Origin of the sequence: Sphingopyxis sp. RIFCSPHIGHO2_12_FULL_65_19 (assembly GCF_001830555.1) — a bacterium.
GTDB lineage: Bacteria > Pseudomonadota > Alphaproteobacteria > Sphingomonadales > Sphingomonadaceae > Sphingopyxis.
Genome location: NZ_MIAM01000073.1, coordinates 1 through 26,368, shown reverse-complemented (window position 1 = coordinate 26,368; position 26,368 = coordinate 1). Strand labels below are relative to the sequence as shown.

Below are 26,368 nucleotides of genomic sequence, written 5' to 3'. Positions count from 1 at the left end.
CGGGACCATGGCCGAGGCTGAAACTCCCGTCGCTCCTTCCCCAAGCGCCCCGCCGGTTCGCGTCTATCGCCACCGGCTGCCGACCCGCGTCTGGCATTGGGTCAATGCCGCGACCCTGCTTATCCTGCTGATGAGCGGGCTGATGATATTCAACGCGCACCCGCGGCTTTACTGGGGTGAATATGGCGCGAATTTCGACCGCGCCTGGCTCGTCATCGGGTCGACCGCCGATGCGGGTTATCTGCGCGTCGGCGACTGGAAAGTCGACACGACCGGCGTGCTTGGCCGCTGGACGGATGCCGACGGCGCGGAAAAGACATGGGCCTTTCCGGGCTGGGCGACCATCCCGACCAGTTATAGCCTCGCCGACGGGCGGCGCTGGCACCTGCTGTTCGCATGGGTGCTGTCGATCGGTCTGGCGCTTTACATGCTGTGGACGCTGATCGGCGGTCATCTGCGCAAGGACCTGCACGTCCGCCGTTCCGAATGGTCGCCGCGCCACATCTGGCGCGATGTGAAGGACCATGCGCGGCTGCGCTTTCCGCGCGGAGAGGCGGCGGCGCGTTACGGCATATTGCAAAAGCTCAGCTATATCGGGGTGATTTTCGTCGCGCTTCCGCTGATGATCGCAACGGGCCTGACGATGTCGCCGGGGATGAATGCGGCGTGGCCCTGGCTGCTCGATATTTTCGGTGGCCGGCAATCGGCACGCTCGATCCATTTCATCACCGCCTTCGCGCTTGTCGCCTTCTTCCTCGTCCATATGGCGATGGTATTGCTCGCGGGGCCGGTCAACGAGCTTCGTTCAATGATCACCGGCTGGTTCCGCCTGCCCCCCGAGCGGGAGGAGCGCGCATGAGCGAGATCATGCTGCCGCGGCGTCAATGGATCGCGCGTGCTGGCGGCCTTGTCGCCGCGGCGGGCGCGATGCCGTTGCTGTCGGGCTGCGACGCGATCAACGACGCGCCCGCGGTGCGCAAGATATTGTCGATGGGCGAAGAGATGAACCGCGCCAGCCAGCGTGCGCTGATCGACCGCCATGCGCTCGCGCGCGAGTTCGATCGCGCCGACCTGTCGCCCTATTTTCGGCCCAACGGCACGCGGCTGCCCGCCGGGGCTGATTATGCTGCCCACGCCGCGGCCGGCTTTGCCGACTGGCGCGTCCGGGTGACGGGCCTGGTGGCGCGGCCGCTGTCGCTATCGATGGCCGATATTCGCGCCATGCCGCAGCGCACCCAGATCACGCGCCACGATTGCGTCGAGGGATGGAGCGCGATCGGTCAGTGGACCGGGGTTCAACTGAGCCGCATCCTTGCCGCGGCAGGGGTGCAGGATCGCGCGCGCTATATCGTGTTTCGTTGCGCCGACCGGCTGGGCGACGCGCTCTATTATGAGAGCTGCGATATGGTCGATGCGCGGCACCCGCAGACGATCCTCGCCTGGGCGCTCAACGATGCGGTGCTGCCGATTGCGAACGGCGCGCCGCTGCGCCTCCGGATCGAGCGCCAGCTTGGCTATAAACATGCCAAATATGTCAATGCGATCGAAGCGGTCGCCAGCCTCGACGCGATCGGCGCGGGCAATGGCGGCTATTGGGAAGACCGGATCGATTATGAATGGTACGCCGGCATCTGACCGGGAAGGCCATACGACGTCAGGCCGGATAGCATTTGTTCATGCTATCCCAGCTCAACGCGACGAGCTGTTCGAGCGCGTCGAGATCCACATCGGAGAGCTTGTTGATATACAGGCATGACTTTCCCGTCTTGTACTTGCCGAGCCGGGCGAACAGCGCGTCGGCTTCGGGCTGGCGATCGCAATAATGGCCCATCAGATATAGCGTCATTGCCGCCTTGCGGGGGCTGAACCCGGCGCGGCACATCGTCCCCGAATGGCCGCTCGCGTAACGATAATCATAGCTGCCATAGCCAATGATCGACGGTCCCCACATTTTCGGGGTCATGCCGGTCACGCGCCGATGCAGGGCGTCGATCAGCCCGGCCTCTTCGCGCCGCCGCGCGTCGGGGACCGACGCGATAAAATCGCCAACCGCCGTATCGGTGACCTTGGTCTTGATTTCCGCCTTGCCCATGCCGCTTCTCCCTGTCTCCGGCCGAGGGTGCGGGCGGGGGGCACGCCAATCCGGTTGCGCGCCAGCCAGCGGACTGCTAGCCGCGCCCGCGTCTTTCCCTCGCCAAAGGTGCCATCATGTCCGAGTCCTTCAAGCGCGTCGTCCTCGCCTATTCGGGCGGCCTCGATACCAGCGTCATCCTGAAGTGGCTACAGGTCACCTATGGCTGCGAGGTCGTGACCTTCACCGCCGACCTGGGCCAGGGCGAGGAACTCGAACCCGCGCGCGCCAAGGCCGAGCTGATGGGGATCAAGCCCGAGCATATCTATATCGACGACGTCCGCGAGGAGTTTGTCCGCGATTTCGTGTTTCCGATGATGCGCGCCAATGCGCGTTACGAGGGTGACTATCTGCTCGGCACCTCGATCGCGCGCCCGCTGATCTCGAAGCGGCTGGTCGAAATTGCGAAGGAAGTCGGGGCCGACGCGGTCGCGCATGGCGCGACGGGGAAGGGCAATGATCAGGTGCGCTTCGAGCTGTCGGCCTATGCGCTCAACCCCGACATCAAGGTGATCGCACCGTGGCGCGAGTGGGACCTGACCAGCCGGACCGCGTTGATCGATTTCGCCGAAAAGAACCAGATTCCGGTGCCCAAGGACAAGCGCGGCGAGAGCCCGTTTTCGACCGACGCCAACCTCCTCCACACCTCGTCGGAGGGCAAGGTGCTCGAAGATCCGTGGGAAGAGACCCCCGACTATGTCTATTCGCGCACGGTGAACCCCGAGGACGCGCCCGACACGCCCGAATATATCACGGTCGATTTCGAGCGTGGCGACGGTGTCGCGCTGAACGGGCAGGCGATGTCGCCCGCGACGTTGCTCGCGGCGCTCAACGACCTTGGCCGCAAGCATGGCATCGGCCGCCTCGACCTTGTCGAGAATCGCTTTGTCGGCATGAAATCGCGCGGCATGTATGAGACGCCCGGCGGCGAGATTTATGCGCGGGCGCATCGCGGCATCGAAAGCATCACCCTCGACCGTGGCGCGGCGCACCTCAAAGACGAGCTGATGCCGAAATATGCCGAGCTCATCTACAACGGCTTCTGGTTCGCGCCCGAGCGTGAGATGTTGCAGGCGGCGATCGATCATAGCCAGGCCAATGTCACCGGCACCGTCCGGCTCAAGCTCTATAAGGGCAACGCCAGCGTCGTCGGCCGCAAATCGCCGCTCAGCCTTTACAGCGAACGCCATGTCACGTTCGAGGACGACGCCGGCGCCTATGATCAGAAGGACGCGGCGGGTTTCATCAAGCTCAATGCCTTGCGCTTGAAATTGCTCGCGAAACAGGGTCAATAAAACGGCCGGGAACAGACCCGGCTGCGACAGGAGCTTGGTCCATGTTCTCCCTTCTGCTGGCTGCCGCCGGCCTGACGCCTGCGTTCAACGATGCCCCCTATGCCGACCTTGCCTATGCGAAGCCGGCCGCCACCGCCGGATGCACCGCGCGTTTCGACGGCGGCACGATCGAAATTACGCAGGCGTTCAACCCGGCCGCGCGGACGATGATCAACGTAGCGGTCGTCACCGGCAAGCCGACCCGCACGTTGCGCGCCGGATCGCAGCTTTGGGCAAAGTCGAGCTTTGGCCCTGCATGGCGAGCCCTGGTCACCGAATCGTCGCCGCAGCGCCTGCGTTTCGTTGCGCACCACCGTTTCGTCGGGGACCTGTTCAGCGACGATACGCCGACGATCATGCTCCACGAACGGATCGATGCGGGCGACGCGAAGGACGCGGTGTTCGTCGATATCGGATCGGGTAGCGGCTTTCGCGAAAAACTGGCGGCCGCGTTTGATTGCGCCGACTCGCTCGGTATCTAATTTCGCGCCCCGGTCCATGGCGGAGCGCGGGGCGGAAAAGCGGTGGCGCGAACGGCCGATCCCCGGCACTATCGCCTGATGCGCTTCTTCGACCTCTCGTCCTGGCAAAGCATCGGCATGACGTTGCTGGGTCTCGCGCTCGTCACGCTGATCGGCGTGGGCATTCGGCTGATGGTGATGATGACGATCCAGCAGCGGCGCGAACGGATGAACCGCCAGATCAACGAGCGGCTTCGCACGCTGATGGCGGCGTACAAGGCGCTTGGCGGTTCGTTTACCGGCGACCTGATGGTCGATCCGCGCCATCTGCGCGACATCAGGCGTCACGCGAGCGAACCGAAAGCGGAGGCACCGATCGACCTGTCGGACGAGGCGGCGCCTGGAGATGATGAAAGCGGCGAATCGGATCGGCCACGCCGTATCCGCGATGCCGTCGAGGCGGCGCTTTCCGATATCATCCTGCTCGGCACCGAGGCGCAAGTACGGCTTGCCAGCCGCGCGGCGCAGGAACTCGCCGACGGGCGTCCGGTGCATGTCCACGAACTGGTCGTCGAACTCCGCGATTTCATTCGTAAGGCGCTCGACCTCGATCCTGTTCCCGCCGACGTGATCATCCCCGCCCAAGGCCCGACGCGTCCGACGGGCAGCGGCGGCAAGGGCGGGGGCCGCAGCGGCGAGGCACGCGGCGGTGGGCGTGGCGGCGGGGGCGGCGGCATGGGCATGGCGGGCGGCCTTGGTGTCGCCGGCGGCGCAAGCCTCGCGCGCGGATCGGCGCCTGACGAAGCCGCAGACGTATCCGTCGACACACAGCAAAAATGAGGGGTTAGCAAGCGGACCGGACCTGCGCTAAGGCGCGGGGATGACCGCGACCCGCTTTTTCTCTGACAATGCAGCGACCGTCCATCCCGTGGTGATGGAGGCGCTGGCCGCCGCCAACCATGTCGATACCGCTTATGACGGCGATGCGCTCAGCCAGTCGCTCGACGCAGCCTTTTCCGAGTTGTTCGAGACAGCATGCGAAGTCGTCTGGATTCCTACCGGAACCGCGGCGAACAGCATCATCCTCGCGCATTTCGTGCGGCCGTGGCAGGGTATTCTTTGCTACGAAGAAGCACATATCGAAGTCGATGAATGCGGCGCGCCGACTTTTTATTCGGGCGGGGCCAAGCTGATGCCGCTGCCCGGACGCGGCGCGAAGATCGATACCGAAGCGTTGAAAACCCGCATAGCGGGTATCCGGCGGGATGTGCACCAGGTCCAGCCCGCGGCGGTCAGCATCACCAATGCGACCGAATATGGGCTGGCGTGGCGCCCGGACGAAATCGGCGCGATCAGCGAGATCGCGAAGGGCGCCGACATGAAGCTGCACATGGATGGCGCGCGTTTCGCCAATGCCGTGGCCTTTCTTGGCTGCGCGCCTGCCGATGTCACCTGGCGCGCGGGGGTCGACGCGCTGTCGTTCGGTTTTACAAAAAATGGCGCGATGATGGCCGAGGCGATCGTGTTTTTCGGCGGCAGCGGCGGCGCCGGGGTGCGCGAGCTGAAAAAGCGGGGCGGCCATTTGCTGAGCAAGGGACGTTTTGTTGCGGCTCAGATCCGCGCAATGCTCGCCAACGACCTGTGGCTCGCCAACGCGCGCGCTGCCAATGCGGGCGCGGCAAAGCTGGCGGCAGCGTGCGGCGGCCGATTGATGCACCCGGTCGAGGCGAACGAGCTGTTCGTGCGCCTGACCCCCGCGGAAGCCGCCCGTTTGCGCGCGGCGGGGTTTGATTTTTACGACTGGGGCGATGGCGCCGCGCGGCTCGTCGTCAGCTGGGACCAGGACGCCGAAGCCGTGGCGCCGCTGGCAGCCGCGATCGGCGCGCTATGACCAGCGAGCAGCCGACGCTGCTCAGCCCGCGCGTACTGCTGCCCTTCGCGCTGGTGACGTTGATCTGGGGATCGACGTGGATCGTGATCAAGGGTCAGCTCGGCATCGTCCCGCCAAGCTGGTCGGTGACCTATCGCTTTGCGGTTGCGGCGATCGCGATGTTCGCCTTTGCCATGGCGCGGCGCGAGCGGCTGTGGCTCGAACCGCGGGCGATGGCGTTTGCGGCCGGGCTGGGGATCGCGCAGTTCGCGCTCAACTTCAATTTCGTCTACCGCGCCGAGCAACATATCACCTCGGGGCTGGTGGCGGTGTTGTTTGCCTTGCTGATCGTCCCCAATACGCTGCTCGGGCGGGCCTTTCTGAAGACGCCGCTTGAGGGACGGTTCCTTGCGGGGGCGGGGATCGCGATCGTCGGGGTCGGGCTGATGATCCTTCAGGAATATCGCGCCGCGGCGCTGGGCGCGGACGAGGTGCTGCTGGGCACCGCGCTGACCCTCGCGGGCGTGATGAGCGCATCGACCTCCAATGTCATGCAGGGGACGCGCATGGCGCGCGCGCAGTCGATGGTGGCGATGATCGCCTGGGCCATGCTGTTCGGCGCGCTTGCCGACGGCGCCTTTGCGTGGATCACCACAGGTCCGCCCGTGATCGAGCGGACCGCGGCTTATATCGGCGGCGTTCTCTACCTTGGGATCATCGCGAGCGCGGTGACCTTTCCGCTCTATTTCAATGTGATCCGTGCGGTGGGGCCGGGGCAGGCGGCGTGGTCGAGCGTGCTGATCCCGATCATCGCAATGGGTTTCTCGACCGCATTCGAGGACTATCGCTGGGCGACGCTGTCGGTCGCAGGCGGGGTCGTTGCACTGATCGGGCTGGCGATCGCCGTTGCCAAACGTCCTGAACGGCCGTCGGTGAGTGGCAACATGATTTCCTTGCCGGTGCAGCGCGAGAATGAGTTGCCATAACTGTATTGTCGTAATAATACGGTGATATGAAAATATTCTTCGGCTCGCTCGTGCTTTTCGCTGCCTTCGCCGCCGTTCCGGCACAGGCGCAACCCGCCTGCCAGCCCGGCACCTATGCCGCCCCCGACGGCGATTTCGTCGTGCTGGCAGAGTTGCCGACGATTCCCGCGCCCGCGCTTCGCTATCTGTTTCGCGACGGGCGGCGCGGTGCGACGTCGGATGGGGCGGCACCACTGGCCTGTGGCACCGAGGACGTCATGGTCCAGGGCAAGGCATGGAAGCACGTCGCCTTTCACGAGACGCCCGCGACATTCGACAGCGTGGGCACGAAAATGACGGGTGTGCTGATCGAGCCGCCGGGCGCGCCAGATGCCGGGCGCCCGCTCGTCGTGATGGTGCACGGGTCCGAGCGAACCTCGCCGATCGGCGGCGTCTATGGCTATGCGATGGCGGCGCAAGGCCTGTCCGTCTTCGTCTATGACAAGCGCGGCACCGGCGCGTCCGACGGTGAATATACGCAGAATTTTGAACTTCTTGCCGAAGATGCGGCCAACGCCCTTGGTCAGGCGCGCGGCATGGCAGCAGGTCGCTTCGGCCGCGCGGGCTTCTTCGGCGGCAGCCAGGGCGGCTGGGTGGCGCCGCTCGCGGCGACGCGTGCGAAGGCCGATTTCGTCGCCGTCGGGTTTGGTCTCGTCGCCTCGCCGATCGAGGAGGACCGCGAACAGATGGTGTCGGAGGTGCGCGCGGCGGGGCTGGGGGAAGAAGCAGTGGCGTGGGTCAATCGCCTGTCGCAGGCGACGGCGACTTTGCTGCTGTCCGACTTTCGCACCGGCTATGATGCGCTTGACGCGGTGCGGGCCGACATGGCGGGCAAGCCGTGGGCGGCAACGATCGAGGGCGAATATAGCGGTGCGATTGCGCGCATGACGAATGACGATCTGAAACGGATCGGCCGCGCGCGCGTCGATAATCTCGAACTGATCTGGGACTATGACGCGGTGGCCGCGCTCAGGAAGCTCGACGCGCCGCTGCTCTGGGTGCTTGCGGGCGAGGATCGCGAAGCGCCGATCCAGACGACGCGCGCTGCGTTGCTGGGCCTCGCACGGGACGGCAAGCCCGTCGATGTCTATCTGTTTCCCGACACCGACCATGGCATGGTCGAGTTCACGACTGCGGCTGACGGATCGCGCCGCGCGACGCGCATCACCGACGGCTACCTGAAATTGCTCGGCGACTGGATCAAGCGCGACGTGCGCGGCGTTTATGGCCGGGCGGAGCGCCTTACCCCGCGCTGATCCGCTCGATATCGGCGCCGACCGCCTGCAGCTTTTCCTCCAGCCGCTCATAACCGCGGTCGAGGTGATAGACGCGGTTGACCTCGGTCGTGCCTTCAGCAGCAAGGCCCGCAATAATCAGACTCATCGACGCGCGCAGGTCGGTCGCCATCACCGGCGCGCCGACCAGGTGGTCGACCCCGCGCACCACCGCGCTGCGGCCGCGGACGTCGATGTCGCAGCCCATGCGCGCCAATTCGGGCACATGCATGTAGCGGTTCTCGAAAATGGTCTCGGTGAACAGCGACGCGCCCTTGCCCAGCGTCGCCATCGCCATGAACTGCGCCTGCATGTCGGTCGCGAAGCCGGGATAGGGCGCGGTCGACAGGGTCACGGGTTCGGCGCGGCCCGACATGGCGACACGGATGCCGCCCTTGGTTTCCTCGACCGTCGCACCGGCTTGGCGAAGCGCCGCGAGCGTTGCGTCCATCTCGTCGGCCTTGGCGCCGACCAGTTCGACGTCGCCCTGGGTAATGACAGCGGCGCAGGCATAGCTACCCGCCTCGATACGGTCGGCCATCACGCGATAGGTCGCCCCGTGGAGGCGGTCGACACCCTCGATCGTCAGCGTCTCGGTGCCGATGCCCTCGATATGCGCGCCCATCGCGACGAGGCAGTTGCACAGGTCGACAATCTCGGGCTCGCGCGCCGCATTTTCGAGGATGCAGCTGCCCTTGGCGAGCACCGCGGCCATCAGCGCATTTTCGGTCGCCCCGACCGAGACGACGGGAAAGGTGAACTTGCCGCCGGCGAGGCGCCCGCCGGGTGCAACGGCCTTCACATAACCGGAGGTCAGCTCGATCTGGGCGCCGAACGCTTCGAGTGCTTTCAGGTGCAGGTCAATCGGGCGGTTGCCGATCGCGCAGCCGCCGGGGAGCGACACCGTCGCTTCGCCCGCGCGCGCGAGGAGCGGCCCCAGCACGAGGATCGAGGCGCGCATCTTGCGCACGATGTCGTAGGGCGCGACGGTCGAGGTGAGCGTCGTCGTGCGCGCGGTCATCACGCGGCCGAAATCTTCGGGCCGCGATCCCTCGATCGTCGTCGAGCAGCCGAGTTGGTTGAGCAGGTGCCCGAAGCCGTCGACATCGGCGAGCCGCGGCAGGTTGCGCAAGGTCAACGGCTCGTCGGTGAGCAGCGCGCAGGGCAGCAAAGTAAGCGCCGCATTCTTGGCGCCGGAAATGGGAATACGGCCCTTGAGTCGCTGGCCGCCGCGAATGACGATTTGATCCATCGGCTGTCTTTAGCGCATGCGCGGGGGCGCGCAAGCGGGCTAGGTTCGGGACCCTAGGACGGCGACCCCGCCGATGGAGCGCGATAATCGGCGTCGCCGTCGAATTGCGTCCGCGCCTCGCGCTCGCCCTTGCCCATGAAGATGAAGCCAACAATGCCGAGGATGAACAGAAGGGTGCCCAGCACCGGAATGTCGCCGTCGACCGTGAACCGTAAAATCATCCACAAAAGGGCCATGATGGCCGAAATCAGGAATAGCCTCTGATTGTTCGTGGCAAAGCCATAGGTCGCACGGCCGTCGGGCGTGCGGACGCCGTGAACGCCCTTTTGATCGAAGGCGGTGTAAAGATAGAATCGACCCTGCGCACCGGGGGCCAATTCGTCGGCGACATTCTGTTTCACCACGGCATTGCGGATCGTTCGTTTCGGCCCGCTGTGGGGCTGGAAGACGATGGTGCGAAAGACGGACAGGCCGCCGCGGGCGCGCCGCAGTTCGGCGGATTCGACGTGTCCGTCGATGATTGATGTCGTCATGTGTCGGCTCTCCCCTGTTGCGGTGGCGCGACCCGTTGCGAAGCTAATCGATCGGCGGAAACAAGGAAAGCGCGATGATCTTTGAAGTCCTCTGGTCTGCGCCAAGCTTTCTTGATGGCGTTGGGAGCCGAAGTGTGAAAACATGATGGCCCGGATAGAATGCGTGGGGACTGTATTTTTTCGGATAAGCACTTGTCGAAAAGGGGAAAGACATGCGGAATCCTGTCATCGCGATCATCACCTCGCTGTCACTCGTCGGCACGCAGCTGGCCCTTCCGGTCGCAGCCCAGACACGCCCTTGGCCGCCGACGGGCGGACCCCAGATCCAGCCGCCACGGCCCGGCACGGGCTATGCCGGGACGATCCGATGCGAGTCGCGCGGCAATCGCGAACAGCGTTGTTATGTCCGGACCGACAATCGCGTTGAAATCCAGCGCATCTTGGGCGGCGATTGTGCGCGCGGGCGCGGTTGGGGCTATACCGCCGATCATATCTGGGTGACCGGCGGGTGCCGCGCCCAATTCGGCTATGGATATGCCAATGGCGGCGGCTATCCGACCCCGCTGCCACAGCCGGTCGACGATTTCGCCGGTATCGTGAACTGCGAATCCCGGGGCAAGCGTTACCAGCAATGCGATGTCCCGACGAACAACCGCGTCGAATTGACGCGAAAGATCGCGGGCAAGTGCAACGCAGGGCGCCAATGGGGCTACACGAGTGATTATATCTGGGTCGACAAGGGCTGCCGCGCCACGTTCGGCTATGGTTATCGCAATGTCCGCCCGCCCGAAAAAGACAAGGACAAGGGGCCGAGCACCGGGTTGATCATTGGCGGAATCGTTGTCGCGGGCGGGCTGCTGGCGTTGCTCGCAAGCCAGAAAAAGAAGAAGGCTGACGGCACGGCCGACGAAAGCGCGACGACCCATCCGCCGCAGGGCCCCGCGACGCTCACCGCCAATCTCGGCAGCCTGCCGAGCGCATCGCGGCCGTCGGTGCAGAATTGCATGAACGACGCCGCGCGCCAGATCGGGATCACCGGCGGGACGCGGTTGTCCTATGACAAGCTGATCTCGCTGGAACAGGGCAATGGCGGCTGGCGCATCCGCGCCACGATGACCGCGACTTATCCCGACGGCGCGAAGCAGGTCGAATTATATTGCCGCGCGACGCCAAGCGAAATCATCCAGCTCGACTTCACCTAGCGTTGGACAGAGCGGGCGCGTCCGCTATCCGGGTGTGAATTGGCAACGGGTTACAGGACGGACGTGATGATGAAGGATGGTGGGCCGGCCGTGACAATCTGGTCGCGCGCCTATCCGCTGCTGACGGTCACGGCGCTGTTCTGGGCGGGCAATTCGATCGTCGGGCGCGCGGCGCGCGACCTGGTGCCCCCCGCGGCGCTGTCCTTCTGGCGCTGGACTTTCGCACTCGCGCTGTTGCTGCCGCTCGCCTGGCCGCACCTCAGGCGCGACTGGCCGGTGCTTCGCGCGAATGCAGCGATCGTCATACTGCTCGGCGCGCTGGCGATCGGCGCGTTCAACACGATGCTCTATACCGGGTTGCAAAGCACGACCGCGCTCAATTCGATGCTGATCCAGTCGGCACTGCCCGCGCTCGTCCTGATCGTCGGGGCGTTGGTGATGGGCGATGACACCAGCGTGCGCCAGGTGGCCGGGGTGCTCATCTCGCTCGCCGGGGTGCTGGCGATCATCGCGCGCGGCGATCCCGCGATGCTCTGGGGGTTGCGGCTTAATATCGGCGACGCGATCATCGGCGCGGCGGTGCTGCTGTGGGCGCTCTATTCGGTGCTGCTCCGCCGCCGCCCGGCGGTGCATCCGCTCAGCTTCCTCGCGGCTTCGATCATCGTGGGTATCGTCGTGATCGCGCCGGTCTATGCGCATGAGCTCTGGTCGGGGCGGCGGATCGTGTTGGGGATGGGGAGTGCGCTTGCCATCGGTTATGTTTCGATTTTCCCGTCCTTCCTGGCCTATCTCTTTTTCAATCGCGGGGTCGAACTGATCGGGTCGGCGGCGACCGGGCAATATATGAATGTGATGCCGCTGATGGGCGCCGGGCTCGCCATGCTGTTCCTTGGCGAACGGCTGCACCCGTTCCACATCATCGGGCTGGCGCTGATCGTGGTCGGGATATTGGTCGCCGGGCGTCCGGAACCAGCGGCTCCAGCCTAGGCCAGTGCTTCTTCGACCTGCGCCAGCCGATCCTTGCCGAAGAACATCTGGTCGCCCACGAAGAAGGTCGGGATGCCGAACACGCCGCGCGCCACCGCGGATTCGGTGTTGGCGACAAGCTTTGCCTTGATGTCCGGCTCCTGCGTGCGCGCGAGCAAGGCGGGGCCGTCAAAGCCGTTCGCCGAAAGAAAGGCCGCGATCACGTCCGGATCGTCCATCTTCAGCCCCTCTTCCCACATCGCGCGGTTCACTGCATCGACATAATCGTCGAGCGTGCCTTCGTCGTCGGCGACGATCGCGCCGCGCATGATGGTGAGCGTATTGACCGGGAAGTGGGGGTTGATGCGGAATTTGGAGAGGCCATGCCTCTCGATGAAGCGGCGCATCTCGAGATTTTCATAAGCGAGCTTGGCGGGGGCGTCGGCATATTGGACCATCGGCGCCTTGTTCCCCGTTGACTTGAAAATGCCGCCCAACAGACAGGGCGTGACGACCAGATCGGCGCCGGTGCGGTCGAGCAGTTCGGGCAGCACCTTCATGCAAAGATAGGCGTTCGGGCTGCCGAAGTCGAAGATGAGTTCAAGACTGTTGGTCACCATTTTTCTCCCCAGGGACGGAGGTCGAGTTCGTGCGTCCAGGCGCTTTTGGGCTGGTTGTGGAGCATGACATAATTGGCGGCGATGGCATCGGGGTTCAGGATCAGATCCTGCGCCTTTGCATTGTCGAAATCGGGGTGGCGGCCCTTGATGAAGTCGGTGTCGATCGCGCCGTCAATGATCGTATGCGCGACGTGGATGCCCTGCGGCCCCAGCTCGCGCGCCATCGACTGGGCAAGCATCCGCAACGCACCCTTGGCGCCCGAAAAGGCCGAAAAGCCCGATCCGCCGCGCAAGCTGGCGGTGGCGCCGGTGAAGATGATCGTGCCGCGGCCGCGCGGCGCCATGCGTTTCGCGGCCTCGCGCCCCATCAGGAATCCGCCAAGGCACGCCATCTCCCAGACTTTGGTGTAAACGCGCACCGTCGTTTCGGCGATCGGGAAATTGACGTTGGCGCCGATGTTGAACACCGCGACCTCCACCGGACCGACCTCGGCCTCGACCTGGTCGAACAGCGCGATCATCTCGTCCTCGACGCGCGCGTCGCCGGGAAAGGCGCGGGCCTGATGCCCGTCGTTGCGGATCGCTTGCGCCAGCGCTTCAAGCTGGTCGGCGTTACGCGCGCGGCGGTTGACGCAGGCGGTCAGCCCCTCGGCAGCGAAAGCGCGGGCGATCGCTCCGCCGGTGGCATCGCCGGCTCCGATGATGACGGCGGCTGGATGGGACATGCGACTCTCCTCTTGCTGCGCATCGTAACTATGATAATCATAGTGACAAGTGATTTCTGTTCCCCGCCGGAGGAGGCTAAGGACGCGAGATGCCCAGGCGCGCTGATCTTTCGGATACTTATTGTCCCGTCGGACGTTCGGCCGAGTTGCTGGGCGACCGGGCGGTGCTGTTGATCCTGCGTGACCTGTTTTTCGGGCGACGGCGGTTCGAGGCGATCGCGGCGAACACGGGTCTGGGGCCGCAGCTCGTATCGGCGCGGCTCAAGCTGCTGGAACGCGAAAATGTCGTCGAGCGCCACGCCTATCAGCACAGGCCCCCGCGCCACGAATATCGGCTGACCGACAAGGGCAAGGATTTGTTTGGCGTGCTCTATGCGATGCGCGGCTGGGCCGAGCGTTGGGCGTATGAGGAGGGGGAGACCGGCGACGGGCCCGCGATGCGCTACATCCACCGGGCGTGCGGGGCCGACGTCGGGACGGCGCTGGTGTGTCCGGGGTGCGGCGCGCCGCTGGGCTATGGCGATCTGAAGGGCGAGCCGTCGGCGGCGCTGAAGGCCGAGCAGGCGCGGCGCGCGGGTTAGGTCAGGCCTTTTCCAGCGTGCATTGCAGCGGGTGCTGGTTCTGCCGCGCGGCGTCCATCACCTGATTGACCTTGGTTTCGGCAACCTCATAGCTGAACACGCCGCACACGCCGACGCCCTGCTGGTGGACGTGCAGCATCACCTGCGTCGCCTGTTCGATGTCCATGTTGAAAAAGCGCTGGAGGACCATCACGACAAATTCCATCGGCGTGTAATCGTCGTTGAGCAGCAGCACCTTGTACATCGACGGCTTTTTCGCCTTGGCGCGCGTGCGCGTCGCGATGCCGACACCGGGGCTGCCCGGTGAGCCGTCGTCCTTGTCCGCCATTGCGCGGACATTTTTCGGCTCCGCCATTACGCGCGCCGGAAACAGGGTCGAAACTGGAAACATCATGGGCAGGGATATCGCAAGCCGCGGGCGAAGCGCAAGGGGCGCGCGCGCGGATTTTAACCTCTTGTTCGCCAGCAGGGCGAGGAGCGCCCGGCAAAAACAAGAACCGCCCGCTTCTTGAGGAAGCGAGCGGCCTTGGGGGTGTCGGCGCAGGCGGGGAGGGAGGGGGAGGGTGCCCGCGCCAACGGAAGGTGAAAGCGCCTTAGGCGGCCTTCATCTTCGAGGTGATGACCGAAACGCGGTTCGAGATCGGCGCGAAGCTGTCGTTCGTCAGCTTGACGACGAGTTCGCTGGTCTTCGAGGTCTGCGCAACAGCGGCGTCGAACGCCTTCTTGCTGTTTTCGGCATAGAGCTTGAAGAAGTCGGCCGGGGTCTTGACGGCGGTGTAGCCCTTCAGCGCGGCGGTCGTGTCTTCAAAGCTCTTGCGAGCATAGGTGACGCCTTCCTGGCCGAGCGTTTCGATGCCCTTGGCCGCGATCTTGCCGGCTTCGACGAGCGCTTCGACGTTCGCCTTGTTGAATTCGACGGCGTCTTCAGCAAGCTTGCTGGTCTTGCTCATCGCTTCCTTGGCCTTCTCGTTGAAGTCAGCGGTCATGGCTTCGGCGCGGGTCTTCGCTTCGTCGGCGAACTTCTTGACGGTGTCGTTCATGGTCTTGAATCCTTTGGTGGCGGCGGCGACCGGCTTCGGCGCGGCCTTGGGGGGCTTGGATGCGATTTTCTTCACGGCCGCCTTCGGGGGAGCGACCTTCTTGGCAGCGGCCTTGGGGGCGGCAGCCTTTTTCGCGACCGGCTTGGCTTTTGCCTTCACCGTCTTGATCTTGGCAGGGGCGACGGCGGGAGCGGCCGCGGGGGCAGCAGCCTGGACCGGCGCAGCAGGGGTCGCCACCGGCTTTACCGGGGTTTCCAGCGTCGCGGCTTCAAAAGCCTTTTCAGCACTATCCATCTTGGTAGCCATCGAGACAACTCCTTTATGTTGCAGTGCACAATATAGGAGTGATGTGGCAATTTCAAGAGTATTTTTGTGCACTGCACAAAATTTCTCTCACTGCACCCCGACGGTGAGGATATTCGTCAGATATTACCGCTGTTTGACATAACGGCCCGGCGCATCCTCGGTCGCCTTTCGGGCGCCTTTTCCGGGGATTCGTGCGCCCTTGGCGGTGATTTTTGCGTCATCTTGGGTGGCAACCCAATCGATCCAGTGCGGCCACCAGCTGCCCTTGGTTTCCGCGGCGCCGGCAATAAACTCGTCGAGCGTCGCGGCGCCGCTGTCGCCGGTCCAATATTGATATTTGCCCGCGGCGGGCGGGTTGACCACCCCGGCGATATGCCCCGAACCTGCGAGCAGGAAGGTCTTGGGGCCCGACAAATGATCCATCAACCGCCACACGCTGGGGAGCGGCGCGATATGATCCTCGCGCCCCGCCTGGATGAAGGCGGGGGTCCGGATTTTCTTGAGGTCGATCGGCGTCCCCATCACCGACAGGCTGTTCGGGATTACCAGCCGATTGTCGCGGTAGAGGTCGACCAGATATTGGCGGTGCCATTTGGCGGGCAGGTTTGTCGTGTCGCCATTCCAGTACAGGAGGTCGAACGGCGGATAGTCGTTGCCGAGCAGGTAATTGCTGACGACATAATTCCAGATGAGGTCGCGCCCGCGCAAGCTGTTGAAGGTGGCCGCCATATAGCGTCCGTCGAGGAAACCGGGGGCCGACAGTTGCTGGAGCAGCGCCAGATAGCTGTCATCGACGAACATTTTGAGGTCGCCGGCCTGTTCAAAATCGACCTGCGCGGTGAAAAAGGTTACCGACTGGACCTTGTCGGCCTCTCCGCGCGCTGCGAGCATCGCCAGAGTCGCGGCAAGGGTGGTCCCCGCGACGCAATAGCCGATGCTATGCACCGCAGGAACGCCGAGCAGGTCGCGCACCGTGTCGATCGCATCGACCTGCGCCGCGACATAATCGTCCCAGGTAATTTCGCTCATCGATGCGTCGGCCGACTTCCATGATACCATGAACACGCTCAGCCCCTGATCGACCGCCCAGGCGACAAAGCTTTTTGCGGGGTTGAGGTCGAGGATATAGAAACGGTTGATCCACGGCGGGAAGATGACCAGCGGGACGGCGAACACCTCCTTCGTCGTCGGCGTATATTGGATCAGCTGATAAAGGTCGGTTTCGTGGATCACCTTGCCCGGCGTCGTCGCGATGTTCACGCCGACCTCGAACGCGTCGGGATCGACATGGCTGAGCTGCCCGCGCGACAGATCGGTGAGCATGTGCTTCAACCCTTTGAGCAAGCTTTCGCCGCGCGTTTCGACGGCGCGCTTGATCACCTCGGGATTGGTGAGTGCGAGGTTGGTCGGCGCCATCGCGTCGGCCATCGCCTTTGCCGCAAATTCCATCTTGGCGCGCGCCGCGGGGTCGGGACCGTCGAGCTGGCGCGTCGTCGCAAGCATCTGTTCGGCGAGCAGGCCATAGGTCTGACGGATCATCGCGAACACCGGGTTGGCGGTCCAGTCGGGATCGGCGAAGCGGCGGTCCCTGGTGTCGGCTGTCGGCGCGCCGGGGGCGATCGGCTGGCCGATGCTGGCGAGCGAGGTCCAGAAGGCGACGCCCTGGTCCCACATCCTCGACGATTGCGCGCTCCACAGCTGGGTCGCCGGATTGTCGATCCATTTGGCGGGGTCGAACAAGGCCGCGGCGCTGGCGTTGCCTTCATTCGCCTGACCCAGCGCAAATTCGAGCATCATCTGCTGGGCGCGGCCGATCACGCTCGTCCAATGCTGCATGTCGTCGGGGGAAGGCAGGAAGGGATTCGGAGCTTCGTTCGTGTCGCTTTTGTCTGCGTCGCTCATGCTCGTTCCTGCTGGTCAGTGCGGATATATTGCCTATAACAAGGCGCGATGCGGCTGGCGAGGCTGCCGCTCGCGTCAAGCACATCAAACGCAAAGGAGTTGTTCTAGTTTCCCATGTCCGAAGATGAATTCTATCGCATCAAGCGCCTGCCGCCCTACGTCATCGCCGAAGTGAATGCGATGCGTGCGGCCGCCCGCGCCGCGGGGGAAGACATCATCGACCTGGGGATGGGCAACCCCGACCTGCCGCCGCCGGCGCATGTGATCGAAAAGCTGTGCGAAGTCGCGATGAAGCCCGATGCGCATGGCTATTCGCAGTCGAAGGGGATTCCCGGTCTCCGCAAGGCGCAGGCCAATTATTATGCGCGCCGCTTCAACGTCGACCTCGACCCCGAAAGCGAAGTGGTCGTCACCATGGGGTCGAAGGAAGGGCTTGCGAGCCTGGCGACCGCGATTACCGGCCCCGGCGACGTCGTGCTGGCGCCGAACCCCAGCTATCCCATCCACACCTTTGGCTTCATCATCGCGGGTGCGACGATCCGCAGCGTGCCGACGACGCCCGACGAAAATTACTGGCGCGCTCTCGACCGCGCGATGGCCTTTACCGTGCCGCGCCCGTCGATCCTGGTCGTCAATTACCCGTCGAACCCGACCGCCGAGGCGGTCGATCTGGCCTTTTACGAACGGCTGGTCGCTTGGGCGAAGGAAAATAAGGTCTGGGTGCTGTCGGACCTCGCCTATTCGGAGCTTTATTACGATGGCAACCCGACGCCGTCGATCTTGCAGGTGCCGGGCGCGAAGGATGTCGCGATCGAATTTACCTCGATGTCGAAAACCTATTCGATGGCGGGGTGGCGCATGGGCTTTGCGGTCGGCAACAAAAGGCTGATCGCCGCGATGACGCGGGTGAAATCCTATCTCGACTATGGCGCCTTCACCCCGATCCAGGCCGCGGCGTGCGCGGCGCTCAACGGGCCGCAGGATATCGTGGCGAAGAACCGCGACCTTTATCAGAAGCGCCGCGACGTGATGGTCGAAAGCTTTGGCCGGGCCGGCTGGGACATCCCCAGCCCCAAGGCGTCGATGTTCGCCTGGGCCCCGCTGCCGCCCGCACTGAAGGACATGGGCAGCCTTGAATTTTCAAAGCAATTGCTGACCCATGCCAAGGTCGCGGTCGCACCCGGCGTCGGTTATGGCGAGGACGGCGAAGGCTATGTTCGCATCGCAATGGTCGAAAATGAACAGCGCATTCGCCAGGCCGCGCGCAATGTTCGCAAATTCCTTGCCATGCACGGCGTCAACACCCCGTCGGTTGCGGCGGGCAGCGGGGGATAATGACCCTCGACGCGAGCGCGATCGCGCAGACCATCCAGCTGTCGGTTACGCCGGTGTTCCTGCTGGTTGCGACCGGCAGCCTGCTCAATGTCATTGCCGGCCGGCTCGCGCGCGTCGTCGATCGGTCGCGCAACCTGATGGAACGCTGGGCTGAAACCGAAGGCCTGGAGCATGAGCGCATCGTTGCCGAGCTGCGCATCGCCGACCGCAGGATGGGAATCATCAACAATTCGATCCTGTCGGCGGTGGCGTGCGGGATCGTGGTGTGCGTGCTCGTCGCGCTGCTGTTCACCCAGGCCTTTACCGGGATCAACCTGGGGGTCGCGGCATCATGGGCTTTTGCGGCCGCGATGCTGTTGCTGCTCGTGTCGCTGATCCTGTTCCTCGTCGAGGTTCGGCTGGCGGTGCGCGCAATCCATGTGCCGATGGAGCTGCTCGAGCTCGAGGATATGGGCTGGAAGCGGCGGAGCGACCGGCGCTGACAAGATGCCGACGCGCTGACGATATCTCAGGGCGTCACGCTGGCCCGATAGGACGATATCTCAGGGCGTCACGCTGGCCCGATAGGTGGGTGCCACGCGCTTGCGGCTCGCCTGCTCATAGGCATAGCCTGCTGCCAATATGTCGGCGTCGCTCCACTTGGCGCCGATGAACGAGAGACCGATGGGCAGCCCTTCGACGGCGCCCATCGGGACCGTCAGGTGCGGATAGCCGGCAACCGCAGGGAGCTGGCTGGCGCTCGGACCGCTATAGGTGTCGCCCTTGCCCAGATCGCTGATCCACGCCGGCCCGTTGGTCACCCCGACGAGCAGATCGACGCGATGCTCCCGCAGCAGGCGGTCGATACCCTCTGGCCCCGCGAGCCGCGCCGCCTTTTCGCGCGCCGCCAGATAGGCTGGGGCGTCGAGGCCACCCTTTGTTTCGGCCAGTTCAAACAGCGATTGGTCGAACCATTGCAATTCCGCCGGGTGCGCCTTGTTGAACGCGATCAGGTCGGCAAGCGAGCGCGGCGCCGCGGCGTCGGGCAGGCTGGTCAGATAGGTCGCCATGTCGGCCTTGAGCTCGGTCAGCAGGATTTCCAGTTCGGCAGCACCGAGCCCGTCCATGCCTTTTCGGCTGTCGGTGATCGCGACGATCGTGGCACCAAGGTCGGCCATCTGCTGAAGAGCCGCATCCAGCAAGGCGGTGATCCCGGCATCGTCGCCGACGCGGTCGCGGAGCACCCCGATGCGTTTACCCTTGAGCGCATCGGGGGACAGCGCCGCCAGATAGTCGGTCCGGCGCGCGTCGGCCTCGACGGTCGCCGGATCGGCGGGGTCGCTGCCCGCGATCGCGCCCATCACCGCCGCCGCATCGCGCACTGTCAGCGTGATCGGGCCTGCGGTGTCCTGGCTGTGGCTGATCGGGACGATGAAGGTGCGGCTGACCAGGCCCACGGTCGGTTTGAAGCCTACGACCCCGTTGACACCCGCCGGGCAGGTGATCGATCCGTCGGTTTCGGTGCCGATTGCCAGCGGCGCAAGGCTGGCGGCGACCGCGGCGGCGCTTCCCGATGATGAGCCGCAGCTGTTGCGATCGAGCGCATGAGGGTTGCGCGTCAATCCACCGACCGCGCTCCATCCGCTGGTCGATTTGTTGGACCGGATATTCGCCCATTCGCTGAGATTGGCCTTGCCCAGGATGACCGCGCCGGCATCGCGAAGCCGCGCGACCAGCGGCGCATCGCGGCCCGTGACATTGTTCTTGAGCGCCAGCGAACCGGCGGTCGTCGCGACCGGCCCAGCTGTTTCGATATTATCCTTGATCAGGATGGGGATGCCGTGGAGCGGACCGCGTAGGCGTCCGGCCTTGCGTTCGAGGTCGCGTGAATGGGCCTGGCTCGTGGCGTCGGGAAAGGTGGCGATCACCGCATTGAGTTTCGGCCCATTGTCGTCGAGCATCCGGATGCGGTCCAGGAAGGCGGCCGTGACGACGTCGCTGTTGATCCGTTTTGCCGCCATTTCGTCCTGAAGCGACGCGGCCGTTTCGCCTTTAAGGTCGGGAAGCAGCGGCGGCATGGCGGCGGCCGGGGAGAGGATGAACAGGGCAGCGGCGGCGAGCGGTGAAAATTTTTGCATGGACCGCAGGCTGGCAGCCGTAGCGGCAATTGCAAGCGGGCATTTTCAGGACGACGCAACGGCGTTGACTTCGCTCCTTCGGATTGCTCCGATGGCGCCGGGAGATAAAAATGAACGATCAAGCCGCCTTGTCGCAGGGTGCGGCCGCACCGGCCGCCGGCGTTTCCGCACAGACGCGGACGATGTTGTGGATCTTGTTGATCGTCTACATCTTCAATTTCCTCGACCGGCAGATCGTCAATATCCTCGCCGAACCGATCAAGGCCGATCTTGGCCTGTCGGATACCCAGTTGGGCCTGCTTGCCGGCCCCGCCTTCGCGGTCTTCTATGCGCTGCTTGGCATTCCGATCGCGCGCTATGCCGACAAGGAGGGGACGAACCGCGTCCGTCTGATCTCGCTGGCGCTTGCCATCTGGTCGGCGATGACCGCGGTGTGCGGGCTGGCGCAGAATTTCGTCCAGCTGCTGTTCGCGCGGATCGGGGTCGGGGTCGGTGAGGCAGGGTGCACCCCGGCGGCGCATTCGCTTATCTCCGACAGCGTGCCGGCCGAAAAACGTTCGTCGGCGATCGCCTTTTACGGGCTTGGCGTGCCGATCGGATCGCTGCTCGGGCTGATCATCGGCGGCATCGTCAACGACCTTTACGGCTGGCGCATTGCGTTGATGCTGGTCGGGTTGCCAGGATTGCTGCTTGCCCTGGTGGTGTTGTTCGTCATGCGCGAGCCGCGGCATAGCCGGACAGCCGAAGCCGCCGCGACCGCCGCCGCGATGACCCGCCTTTCAACCGGCGAGGCGATGCGCGAAATCTTCACGTCGCGCGCCTTCGTCTATATTTTGATTGCCTCGTCGGTCGTCGCCTTCCTTGGATATGGCAAGGCGCTGTGGACGATCAGCTTCTTCATCCGCAGTCACGGGTTGTCGACGACCGAAGCCGGCCTGTCGATGGCGGTCGTGCTGGGGCTGGCCGGGGTGTTCGGCACCTGGCTGGGCGGCAAGATGGCCGACAAATTCGGTGCGCGCGACAAGCGGCACATCCTGACCTTCCCCGCATATGGCATGGCGGTGGCGGCGCCGATCCTGTTCCTCGGCTATTTCATGGAGGACTGGCGCGTCGCGGTGGCGCTGCTGATCATCCCGACCATCCTCAATTCGGCCTATTATGGTCCCGCCTATGCCTGTGTGCAGGGGCTGGTGCGGCCGCAGGCGCGGGCGGTCGCGGCCTCGATCATGCTGTTCGGACAGAATCTGATCGGGCTCGGCTTTGGGCCGTTCCTGTTCGGGGTCTTGTCGGATGCGCTCCAGCCGCTGGCCGGACAGGAAAGCGTGCGCTGGGTGCTTTATGGCGCCGCATGGCTCGGCCTGATCCCCGCCTTCTTCTTCTGGCGCGCGAGCTTGCGGCTGAAGGCTGAACTGAAGTCGGGGTAGCTTGTCCTTGCGAGCGAAGCGACGCTATCGCCGCGCCGCTTCACTCCTCGCAAAGATGATTCAATAGGGTGGATCTTGTTTCGCGCGTTGCGCCTTGGCGGCGTCGATCCACCAATTGAGGTCGTTGGCGAAACGCGGGAAAGATTTGACCAGCCGCGCGCCGTCGTCGCCCGTCGGTTCGCCATTGTCGTCGAATGCGCCGCCGATCCGCCCGACGGGCAGGATCGACGATGTGACTGCCATGCCCATTTCACCCAGCGTGTCGCGCCAGCCCATCATCGCGCGCACCCCCGACCACGGCCCGGCGGAGTAACAGGCGATCGCGGCGGGGCGCCAGAACCATTCTTCCAGATAATGGTCGGTAAGATTCTTGAGCCCCGGCTGCGGTCCCCAATTATACTCGCCCGTGACGAACAGAAAGCCGTCGGCGGCGCGGATCTTGGCGGCCAGATCGGCCATCGCGGGTGGCGCCTCGCCCTTGGCATATTCCTTGAACATGCGGTCGAGCATCGGAAGGTCCACCGCTTTCGCGTCGATCAATTCGGCGCTGTCGCCACGCGCGGCCAGCGCATCGACGATCCAGCGGGCAAGTTTGATCCCCTGGCGGTCGCGGCGATAGCTGCCGTAAAAAACAAGAATATGTCGGGCCATGGCGGTGTCGTGGCATGGCTTGCGCCGAAACGGAAGTCCCCTAAGCTGGTGATGACCATGGGGGGGGATACAGGATGCGCGTTTATCGCACGCCGGACGATCGGTTCGCGGCTTTGCCCGACTGGCCTTTCGCGCCGAACTATCTGGACATCGCGGGCGGGCTTCGTGTCCATTATATCGACGAAGGCGACCGCACCGCACAGCCCGTGCTGATGCTGCACGGCGAGCCGACCTGGGCCTATCTGTACCGGCATATGATCGGTCCCGCGGTCGATGCAGGCTTTCGCGTGTTGGCGCCCGACCTCATCGGATTTGGCCGGTCGGACAAGCCGCTCGACCGTGCGGCGTATAGCTATGCAGCGCAGGTCGCGTGGATGCGGCAATGGATCGAGGTGCTCGACCTTCAAAACATCATCCTCGCCTGTCAGGATTGGGGATCGTTGATCGGGCTGCGACTCGTCGCCGAAATGCCCGAGCGGTTTGCGGGCGTCGCGCTGTCGAACGGAGGCCTGCCCGAAGGCCAGGCTGCGCCGCGGGCGTTTGCAATCTGGCGGGCCTTCTCGCGCTACAGCCCGGTTTTTCCCATTGGGCGGATCGTCAAGGCGGGCACGAAGCGCGCGCTCAGCGCCGAAGAAATCGCGGCCTATGACGCACCCTTCCCGACACGCGCATCGAAGGTCGCGGCGCGCGTCTATCCTTCCTTCGTTCCGCTGGGAGACAATGTCGCGGTTACCGATCAGAAACGGGCATGGGCCGCGCTTGAAGCGTTCGACAAGCCCTTCCTTTGCTGTTTTTCCGACGGCGATCCGATCACTCGCGGCGGCGACGCCCTGTTTACCGCGCGCGTTCCGGGAACGAACGGCATGGCGCACCGCACGCTGAAAGGCGGCCACTTTATCCAGGAGGATGATCCCGCGGGTTTTGTCGCGGCGATCCGCGACGTGGCGACGACGCGGCGTTAATCGGCCACCCGGCCGATCAGCGTGCCCTTCGCTCCCGATCGGTCATAGGTAAATTCGATCTGCGGCCATCGTTTCTGCCAGCGCCGCGCGACAAGGCGCTCGCCGGGGCGTGCGGCATCGTCGAGCAGGATCATCGCGCCGCTCGCCAGCCGCGGGAACAGCGATTCGGCCGCGCCGCGGACCAGCGGGTGCAGCGCCCATGGCGGCCCGTCGATCACCAGCAGGCCGATGTCGGTCGGCAGGTCTGCCAATTGATACCACAGCCCCGGCCAGTCGCCGGGCGGCGGGCCGAGCGGTGCGTGGCGGAGATCGGCCGCAACCCCCTGGCTCGCCAACCAGTCGGCGGTCGCCGCGGTGAAAAACTCGTGCTGGTCGTAACTGATCAAGCGCCCGCCGCCATACAGCGACAAGGCCTTGGCGATGACCAGACTGCTTGCACCGCAGCCAAGTTCCACCACTGTGGCTGGGCGCAGCCGCTCGATGGCATCGACGATATGGGTCAGGAAGCGGGTGTCCGCTTTCCAACTGCCAAGGTGCGGCAGCGCATCGTCGGGAAGGTCCAGGCGCTGCAACAGCGCCGCCTTGTCGGCCTTGCGGCCGCCCGACAGCGACCGGAGCAGCCACGGCCACTGGATGGCGCCAAAGGCGACGACTTCGAGCCGTTCGCGCAGCGGCCGCGGCAACGCGTCATACAGATCGGGGCGGGCAAGCGGGTGCGTGGTTTCGCGGCTGGTCATCCGCACGCCCCCTAACGGCGGGCGGTGGCAGTTCGGTGACAGGCACGGACCCAGCGCCTCCGGTCGCCGCGCCCGCGCGGCGACCGGAGGCGCAGAGATTCAATCGCTGAACGGATCGCGGATCAGGATCGTGTCTTCGCGTTCGGGGCTGGTGGAAACCAGCGCGATCGGTGTTTCGATCAGTTCCTGCACGCGCTGGATATATTTAATCGCCTGTGCGGGCAGGTCGGCATAGCTGCGCGCGCCCGCGGTCGATTCGTGCCAGCCGTCCATTTCCTCGTAAATCGGCTCGACCTCGGCCTGATCGGCCGAATGGGCGGGGAAATAGTCGAGGATCTTGCCGCGCAGCCGATAGCCGGTGCAGATACGGATCGTGTCGAAACCGTCGAGCACGTCAAGCTTGGTCAGCGCGATGCCGGTCACGCCCGACACGGCGCAGCTCTGGCGCACCAGTACCGCGTCGAACCAGCCGCAGCGGCGCTTGCGGCCGGTGACGGTGCCGAATTCATGGCCGCGTTCGCCCAATTTCTGGCCGATCGCATCTTCCAGTTCGGTGGGGAAGGGACCGCTGCCGACGCGCGTCGTATAGGCCTTGGCGATGCCGAGCACGAAGCCGACGGCCGAGGGGCCAAGCCCCGATCCGCTCGCGGCGGTGCCGCTGACCGTGTTCGAACTGGTGACGAAAGGGTAGGTGCCGTGATCGACGTCGAGCAGCACGCCCTGCGCGCCCTCGAACAGGATGCGGTCGCCGCGCTTGCGCGCCTCGTTGAGCGTCACCCACACCGGCTTGGCGAACGGCAGCACAAACCCGGCGATGTCGGACAGGTCGGCCATAAGTCTCGCCCGGTCGACCGGCGGCTGGCCGAACCCAGCGCGCAGCGCATCATGGTGCGCGCACAGGCGCTCTATCTGAGGCTCCAGATCGTCGAGATGGGCAAGGTCGCAGATGCGGATCGCCCGACGGCCGACCTTGTCCTCATAGGCGGGGCCGATGCCCCGGCGCGTGGTGCCGATCTTGCCCGCGCCGCTCGCGTCCTCGCGCAGCCCGTCGAGATCGCGGTGGATCGGCAGGATCAGCGGCGCGGTTTCGGCGACGTGCAGCATATCGGGGGAGATTTCGATGCCCTGCTCGCGGATGCGGGTGACCTCATCGCGGAAATGCCAGGGATCGAACACGACGCCGTTGCCGATGACCGACAGGGTGCCGCGCACGACGCCCGAGGGCAGCAGCGCGAGCTTGTACGTCTTGCCGTCGATGACGAGCGTGTGTCCGGCATTGTGCCCGCCCTGAAATCGCACGACGCAGCTGGCGCGTTCGGCGAGCCAGTCGACGATCTTGCCCTTGCCCTCATCGCCCCACTGGGCGCCGATCACGGTGACATTTGCCATGGATACAGGTCTCCACCCTGCCGGGGTGGGTCCGGCTCGCCCTTCGACAGGACTCGGCGAGCGGACGGAGCGATGCGGCGGGATTCGCCGCTTTCCGCGCGGCGGATTAGCCGCGCGGGATCGGCGCGTCAAGGAGAGGAGGCGCGCGCCTCAGGATTCTTGCTTTGCCGCGATTTCCGACTCGCCGGATGTTACCGTCCGGCGCGAAATCGCTCAGAACACCTCGGCGAAGAAGTCCTTCATCGCCTGCCAGCTGCGGCGGTTGGTGTCGGGCTGGAAACCGAAGGTCTTGCCCTCGTCGAGCGGCACGTCATCGGCGGTGAACGCATGGCCGGTGTGGCCATAGGCGATCAGCTGCCAGTCAACGCCCGCTGCGGTCAGCTCGTTGCCCAGCGCTACCGTCGCCTCCGGCGGGCACAGCGGGTCGTTCCAGCCGTGGCAGACCAGCAGCTTCGCCTTGATGGGGGCGTTCGGGAACGGCGGCGCGTCATAGACGCCGTGGAAGCTGACGCCCGCGACGAAATCGCCGCC

Annotated in this window: 28 protein-coding genes; 15 read left to right on the top strand and 13 right to left on the bottom strand. The window is 64.8% G+C overall.

From position 1 onward, the window contains the following. Nucleotides 1-7: 7 nt before the first annotated feature. Nucleotides 8-859, top strand: coding sequence for a cytochrome b/b6 domain-containing protein (locus tag A3E77_RS19330; RefSeq protein ID WP_293649301.1), 852 nt, complete (start codon nucleotides 8-10; stop codon nucleotides 857-859). Next, entirely contained in the window at nucleotides 856-1,635 is a 780-nt protein-coding gene (locus A3E77_RS19325) for a molybdopterin-dependent oxidoreductase (RefSeq protein ID WP_293649298.1), read from the top strand. The genes A3E77_RS19330 and A3E77_RS19325 overlap by 4 nt, the downstream gene beginning before the upstream one ends. Before the next feature lie 19 nt (nucleotides 1,636-1,654). Here the strand turns inward: A3E77_RS19325 and A3E77_RS19320 are convergent, their stop codons facing one another. Beyond that, nucleotides 1,655-2,092, bottom strand: a complete 438-nt coding sequence (locus tag A3E77_RS19320) for a DUF1801 domain-containing protein (protein ID WP_293649296.1) — start codon at nucleotides 2,090-2,092, stop codon at nucleotides 1,655-1,657. Nucleotides 2,093-2,208: 116 nt separating this feature from the next. Between A3E77_RS19320 and A3E77_RS19315 the strand changes: the two genes are divergently transcribed. From A3E77_RS19315 to A3E77_RS19290, 6 genes are read left to right on the top strand one after another with little or no spacing between them, the layout of a single operon-like run. Next, nucleotides 2,209-3,426 carry an argininosuccinate synthase gene (locus A3E77_RS19315; protein WP_293649293.1) on the top strand — a complete coding sequence of 406 codons (1,218 nt, stop codon included), beginning with the start codon at nucleotides 2,209-2,211 and terminating at the stop codon, nucleotides 3,424-3,426. A 41-nt stretch (nucleotides 3,427-3,467) separates the two neighbouring features. Next, nucleotides 3,468-3,947, top strand: a complete 480-nt coding sequence (locus A3E77_RS19310) for a hypothetical protein (RefSeq protein ID WP_293649290.1) — start codon at nucleotides 3,468-3,470, stop codon at nucleotides 3,945-3,947. A gap of 42 nt (nucleotides 3,948-3,989) precedes the next feature. Beyond that, complete coding sequence (locus tag A3E77_RS19305) at nucleotides 3,990-4,766, top strand: hypothetical protein (protein ID WP_293649287.1); 777 nt, start codon at nucleotides 3,990-3,992, stop codon at nucleotides 4,764-4,766. Nucleotides 4,767-4,806: 40 nt separating this feature from the next. Further along, complete coding sequence (locus tag A3E77_RS19300) at nucleotides 4,807-5,817, top strand: threonine aldolase family protein (protein ID WP_293649284.1); 1,011 nt, start codon at nucleotides 4,807-4,809, stop codon at nucleotides 5,815-5,817. Beyond that, entirely contained in the window at nucleotides 5,814-6,782 is a 969-nt protein-coding gene (locus tag A3E77_RS19295; protein WP_293649281.1) for a DMT family transporter, read from the top strand. The genes A3E77_RS19300 and A3E77_RS19295 overlap by 4 nt, the downstream gene beginning before the upstream one ends. Nucleotides 6,783-6,808: 26 nt before the next feature. Beyond that, the gene (locus A3E77_RS19290; protein WP_293649278.1) at nucleotides 6,809-8,077 is read left to right on the top strand and encodes an alpha/beta hydrolase family protein; all 1,269 of its coding nucleotides are present in this window, start codon (nucleotides 6,809-6,811) and stop codon (nucleotides 8,075-8,077) included. Here the strand turns inward: A3E77_RS19290 and murA are convergent. Then, nucleotides 8,064-9,347, bottom strand: a complete 1,284-nt coding sequence (gene murA / locus A3E77_RS19285) for a UDP-N-acetylglucosamine 1-carboxyvinyltransferase (RefSeq protein ID WP_293649275.1) — start codon at nucleotides 9,345-9,347, stop codon at nucleotides 8,064-8,066. The two genes, A3E77_RS19290 and murA, sit on opposite strands and share 14 nt — an antisense overlap. Before the next feature lie 53 nt (nucleotides 9,348-9,400). Continuing rightward, entirely contained in the window at nucleotides 9,401-9,880 is a 480-nt protein-coding gene (locus A3E77_RS19280; protein WP_293649272.1) for a hypothetical protein, read from the bottom strand. Nucleotides 9,881-10,092: 212 nt separating this feature from the next. Between A3E77_RS19280 and A3E77_RS19275 the strand changes: the two genes are divergently transcribed. After that, nucleotides 10,093-11,082: a DUF3011 domain-containing protein gene (locus tag A3E77_RS19275; protein WP_293649269.1), complete on the top strand. Its 990-nt coding sequence runs from the start codon at nucleotides 10,093-10,095 to the stop codon at nucleotides 11,080-11,082. A 90-nt stretch (nucleotides 11,083-11,172) separates the two neighbouring features. Next, nucleotides 11,173-12,069, top strand: coding sequence for a DMT family transporter (locus A3E77_RS19270; protein ID WP_293649266.1), 897 nt, complete (start codon nucleotides 11,173-11,175; stop codon nucleotides 12,067-12,069). Here the strand turns inward: A3E77_RS19270 and A3E77_RS19265 are convergent. Beyond that, on the bottom strand, nucleotides 12,066-12,668 hold the full coding sequence (locus tag A3E77_RS19265; RefSeq protein WP_293649263.1) for a 2-hydroxychromene-2-carboxylate isomerase: 603 nt from the start codon (nucleotides 12,666-12,668) through the stop codon (nucleotides 12,066-12,068). The two genes, A3E77_RS19270 and A3E77_RS19265, sit on opposite strands and share 4 nt — an antisense overlap. Further along, nucleotides 12,662-13,393, bottom strand: a complete 732-nt coding sequence (locus tag A3E77_RS19260; RefSeq protein ID WP_293649260.1) for an SDR family oxidoreductase — start codon at nucleotides 13,391-13,393, stop codon at nucleotides 12,662-12,664. Before A3E77_RS19260 ends, A3E77_RS19265 begins: the two co-directional genes overlap by 7 nt. Before the next feature lie 89 nt (nucleotides 13,394-13,482). Here A3E77_RS19260 and A3E77_RS19255 point away from each other — a divergent pair, with 89 nt between their 5' ends. Then, on the top strand, nucleotides 13,483-13,974 hold the full coding sequence (locus tag A3E77_RS19255) for a winged helix-turn-helix transcriptional regulator (protein ID WP_293649257.1): 492 nt from the start codon (nucleotides 13,483-13,485) through the stop codon (nucleotides 13,972-13,974). A gap of 1 nt (nucleotide 13,975) precedes the next feature. Here A3E77_RS19255 and clpS read toward each other — a convergent pair whose 3' ends face one another. The 3 genes from clpS to A3E77_RS19240 all read right to left on the bottom strand — a co-directional run bounded on the left by clpS (nucleotide 13,976) and on the right by A3E77_RS19240 (nucleotide 17,222). Then, nucleotides 13,976-14,329: an ATP-dependent Clp protease adapter ClpS gene (clpS, locus tag A3E77_RS19250; RefSeq protein ID WP_458574472.1), complete on the bottom strand. Its 354-nt coding sequence runs from the start codon at nucleotides 14,327-14,329 to the stop codon at nucleotides 13,976-13,978. A gap of 238 nt (nucleotides 14,330-14,567) precedes the next feature. After that, on the bottom strand, nucleotides 14,568-15,320 hold the full coding sequence (locus tag A3E77_RS19245) for a phasin family protein (protein WP_293649254.1): 753 nt from the start codon (nucleotides 15,318-15,320) through the stop codon (nucleotides 14,568-14,570). A gap of 123 nt (nucleotides 15,321-15,443) precedes the next feature. Further along, nucleotides 15,444-17,222 carry a PHA/PHB synthase family protein gene (locus A3E77_RS19240; protein ID WP_293649251.1) on the bottom strand — a complete coding sequence of 593 codons (1,779 nt, stop codon included), beginning with the start codon at nucleotides 17,220-17,222 and terminating at the stop codon, nucleotides 15,444-15,446. Nucleotides 17,223-17,336: 114 nt separating this feature from the next. Between A3E77_RS19240 and A3E77_RS19235 the strand changes: the two genes are divergently transcribed. Both A3E77_RS19235 and A3E77_RS19230 read left to right on the top strand, forming a co-directional pair. After that, nucleotides 17,337-18,557: an LL-diaminopimelate aminotransferase gene (locus A3E77_RS19235; protein WP_293649248.1), complete on the top strand. Its 1,221-nt coding sequence runs from the start codon at nucleotides 17,337-17,339 to the stop codon at nucleotides 18,555-18,557. Continuing rightward, on the top strand, nucleotides 18,557-19,039 hold the full coding sequence (locus A3E77_RS19230) for a DUF2721 domain-containing protein (protein ID WP_293649245.1): 483 nt from the start codon (nucleotides 18,557-18,559) through the stop codon (nucleotides 19,037-19,039). Before A3E77_RS19235 ends, A3E77_RS19230 begins: the two co-directional genes overlap by 1 nt. A gap of 60 nt (nucleotides 19,040-19,099) precedes the next feature. Here the strand turns inward: A3E77_RS19230 and A3E77_RS19225 are convergent, their stop codons facing one another. Next, nucleotides 19,100-20,674: an amidase gene (locus A3E77_RS19225; protein WP_293649242.1), complete on the bottom strand. Its 1,575-nt coding sequence runs from the start codon at nucleotides 20,672-20,674 to the stop codon at nucleotides 19,100-19,102. Nucleotides 20,675-20,784: 110 nt separating this feature from the next. Here A3E77_RS19225 and A3E77_RS19220 point away from each other — a divergent pair, with 110 nt between their 5' ends. Then, complete coding sequence (locus A3E77_RS19220) at nucleotides 20,785-22,098, top strand: spinster family MFS transporter (RefSeq protein ID WP_293649239.1); 1,314 nt, start codon at nucleotides 20,785-20,787, stop codon at nucleotides 22,096-22,098. A 60-nt stretch (nucleotides 22,099-22,158) separates the two neighbouring features. Here the strand turns inward: A3E77_RS19220 and A3E77_RS19215 are convergent, their stop codons facing one another. Beyond that, nucleotides 22,159-22,749, bottom strand: a complete 591-nt coding sequence (locus A3E77_RS19215; RefSeq protein WP_293649236.1) for an NADPH-dependent FMN reductase — start codon at nucleotides 22,747-22,749, stop codon at nucleotides 22,159-22,161. A 74-nt stretch (nucleotides 22,750-22,823) separates the two neighbouring features. Between A3E77_RS19215 and A3E77_RS19210 the strand changes: the two genes are divergently transcribed. Further along, nucleotides 22,824-23,711, top strand: coding sequence for a haloalkane dehalogenase (locus A3E77_RS19210; protein ID WP_293649234.1), 888 nt, complete (start codon nucleotides 22,824-22,826; stop codon nucleotides 23,709-23,711). On the opposite strand, the gene A3E77_RS19205 is transcribed toward A3E77_RS19210, so the two are convergent. The 3 genes from A3E77_RS19205 to A3E77_RS19195 all read right to left on the bottom strand — a co-directional run. Beyond that, nucleotides 23,708-24,448 carry a class I SAM-dependent methyltransferase gene (locus tag A3E77_RS19205; RefSeq protein ID WP_293649231.1) on the bottom strand — a complete coding sequence of 247 codons (741 nt, stop codon included), beginning with the start codon at nucleotides 24,446-24,448 and terminating at the stop codon, nucleotides 23,708-23,710. The genes A3E77_RS19210 and A3E77_RS19205 overlap by 4 nt on opposite strands. A 99-nt stretch (nucleotides 24,449-24,547) precedes the next feature. Continuing rightward, nucleotides 24,548-25,837, bottom strand: a complete 1,290-nt coding sequence (locus A3E77_RS19200) for an adenylosuccinate synthase (RefSeq protein WP_293649228.1) — start codon at nucleotides 25,835-25,837, stop codon at nucleotides 24,548-24,550. 213 nt (nucleotides 25,838-26,050) lie between these two features. Then, on the bottom strand, nucleotides 26,051-26,368 hold a 318-nt coding region (locus A3E77_RS19195), incomplete at its 5' end, for a dienelactone hydrolase family protein (RefSeq protein ID WP_293649225.1).